The 2,708-nt window shown below is 74.6% G+C and carries 2 protein-coding genes; both read left to right on the top strand.

Annotated features, from left to right (window positions below; genetic code table 11):
• The first annotated feature begins 85 nt into the window (after nucleotides 1-85).
• Nucleotides 86-1,489, top strand: coding sequence for an amidohydrolase family protein (locus HW578_RS25190; RefSeq protein ID WP_198373443.1), 1,404 nt, complete (start codon nucleotides 86-88; stop codon nucleotides 1,487-1,489).
• A gap of 171 nt (nucleotides 1,490-1,660) precedes the next feature.
• Nucleotides 1,661-2,650 carry a Bug family tripartite tricarboxylate transporter substrate binding protein gene (locus tag HW578_RS25185; RefSeq protein WP_198373442.1) on the top strand — a complete coding sequence of 330 codons (990 nt, stop codon included), beginning with the start codon at nucleotides 1,661-1,663 and terminating at the stop codon, nucleotides 2,648-2,650.
• Nucleotides 2,651-2,708: the final 58 nt, after the last annotated feature.

The following is a 2,708-nucleotide window of genomic DNA, read 5'->3' as shown; positions in this document are numbered from 1 at the left end:
CCCACCCCATTGCACGGCGGCGCGGAAGGCCGCCGAATGCGCCCGCCGGCCCCGCGCGGGCGCCGCCGCCCCGGGGGAACACCACATGCGACGCATCCTTCTCAAGCCACGCTGGACCTGGTGCCCGCAGGGCGGGCTGCGGGAGAACCACGCCGTGCTGGTCGGCGGCGATGGCGCCATCCTCGACGTGCTGGCCGATGCCGCGGGGGTCGATGCGGAGCGCGTCGACCTGCCGGAGTCGCTGCTGCTGCCGGGCCTGATCAACCTGCACAATCACGCGGTGTCGGCGCCGCTGTTCCGCGGCCTGGCGGACGACATCGCGCCGGGCGACCTGCCCGGGCACATCGTCTTCTCGCTGCTGATGCCGATCGGCGACCTGGCGGCCGAGACCATGACGCCCGAGGAGATCGGCGATGTCGCCGAGATGGCGCTGCTGGAGGGGCTGCGTTGCGGCACCACCACGGTGCTCGACGTGTTCCGCCTGCAGCAGGCGCCCTTCATCGACCGGGCGCGCGGGCTCGGCCTGCGCAGCTATTCCTGCCCCTACCTGTTCTCGACCCCGGGGTTCGACATGGCGGCGGCTGGCACGCCGCTCTATCGGCCGGAGGGTAGCGCCGATCCCGGACTCGATGCCATCGTGGCGCTGTTCGACCGTCACGACGAAGGCCCGCGCGGGCGCACGCGCATCGGCTTCGGCCCGCATGGGCCGGATTCCTGCACGCCGGACCTGCTGCGGCGCGTCGACGCCAAGGCGCGCGAGCTCGGCACCATCGTGTCGATCCACGCGGCGCAGAACCTGCACGAGGTCGAGCTGGTGCGGCAGCGCCACGGCACGGGATCCTTCGCGCATCTGCGCGACCTCGGCCTGCTGCGCGAGGGCGTGGTGCTCGCACACGCGATGTACGCGACGGACGAGGAGATGGAGATGGCGCGCGTGGGCGGCGCCGCCATCGCGTCCTGCCCGCTGGCCTTCGCGCGCAGCGGCCGCTTCGTGCCGCTGGCGCGCTTCGAGGCCTCCGGCGTGCGGCTGGGCATCGGCACCGACGGCGTGACGCTCGACATGGTGCAGGAGATCCGCACCGCGTCGATCTTCGCCAAGGTGCAATCCGGCACGGCGCATGGCCTGTCGGCCGAGCGCGTGCTGCGCGCGGCCACGCGCGATGCGGCGCTGGCGCTGGGGCGCACGGACCTTGGCGTGATCGCGCCGGATGCGCGTGCGGATCTGGTGGCGGTCGACCTCGGTTCCTCGCGCTACCAGCCGGTGTGGGATCCGCTGAAGGCGCTGCTGACCAATGGCGCGGCATCCGACCTGTCGCTGGCGATGGTGGAGGGGCGGGTGCTGCTGCGCGACGGCCGGGTGACGGTGGCCGATGCGGCCGCGGTGACGCGCCGTGGCGCGCGTGTGGTCGAGCGCGTGTGGCAGGAGGCACTGCGGCGGGGGCGGATTCCGCGCAGCGTTGCCGAACGGGCGGGACGCATCGCGCCGTGAGGCGCGTTGGCGAAAGCCGCCGTGAGGCGCGTTGGCGAAAGCCGCCGTGAGGCGCGTTGGCGAAAGCCGCCGTGAGGCGCGTGGGTCGAAGCGCGCCGTGAGGCGCCGCCGCGAGGCTTCCGTCCACGCGGCGCGCGCTCTAGCCTTTTGCGCTGCACGGGAGACATCCGCATGACCATCGCACGCAGGCCCTTGATCCTCGGCGGCGCAACGCTGCTCACCGCGCCGGCCATCGCGCAGGGCGCGCGCCGGCCGCTGCGCGTCGTCGTGCCCTTCCCGCCGGGGGGCGGCGTGGACAGCCTGGCGCGCGTGCTGGCGGACCGCCTGCCGGCGGTGCTCGACCAGCCCGTGGTGGTGGACAACCGCAGCGGCGCCGGCGGGCTGATCGGCGCGGATGCCGTCGCCAAGGGCCCGCCCGACGGCACCATGATCGGCATCATCGGCGCCGCCACGCTCTGCGCCGCGCCCTTCCTGCAGGCCTCGATGCCCTTCCACCCGACACGCGACCTGCGCCCGGTCACGCAGATCACCGATGCCTCGGTGCTGCTGGTGGTGAACGCGCAGCGCGCCGCCGAGCGTGGCTGGACCGACCTGCCGGCCACGCTCGCCTGGGCGCGCGCCAATCCGGGCGGGCTGCGGCTGGCGCATTCCGGGGTGGCCACGGTCAGCCACCTGACGCTGGCAGCACTCGGCCAGGCGGCACAGGTGCAGATCACCGAACTGCCCTATCGCGGCGGCGCGCAGGCGACGACCGATGCGGTCTCGGGCGTGCTGGACGGGTCGGCCGACCTGCCGACCGCCCTCATTCCGCATGTCGAGGCCGGGCGGCTGCGCGCGCTCGGCGTGTCGAGCCGGCGGCGCTTCGGCCTGCTGCCGGACGTGCCCGCCTTCGCGGAATACCCCGCGCTCGGCCTCGGCGACATCGACATCCGGTCGTGGAACGCGATGATGGTGCCGGCCGGCACGCCGGATGCCGAGGTGGCGCGCCTGTTCGCCGGGCTGCGCCAGGTCGGCACGCAGCCGGGCTTCCGCGACGCGCTGCGCCCGCTCGGCTACGACCCCGCGGTCAGCGACAGCCCCGCGGCGATGGCGGCGATGATCGCGAGCGAGACGCCGCGCTGGCAGCGCCTGGTGCAGATTTCCGGCGCGCGGGTGGATTGAGTCGCGGCGCTACCGCTGCGGTGGCGGGGGCCGCCGGCGCGGCGGCGGCGGCGGGGCC

It is taken from the genome of Roseomonas rosulenta, assembly GCF_016106005.1.
In the GTDB taxonomy this organism is placed as follows: Bacteria; Pseudomonadota; Alphaproteobacteria; order Acetobacterales; family Acetobacteraceae; genus Neoroseomonas; species Neoroseomonas rosulenta.
Note: the sequence above shows the minus strand (reverse complement) of the source record. Positions and strands in the feature narration are given on the sequence as shown.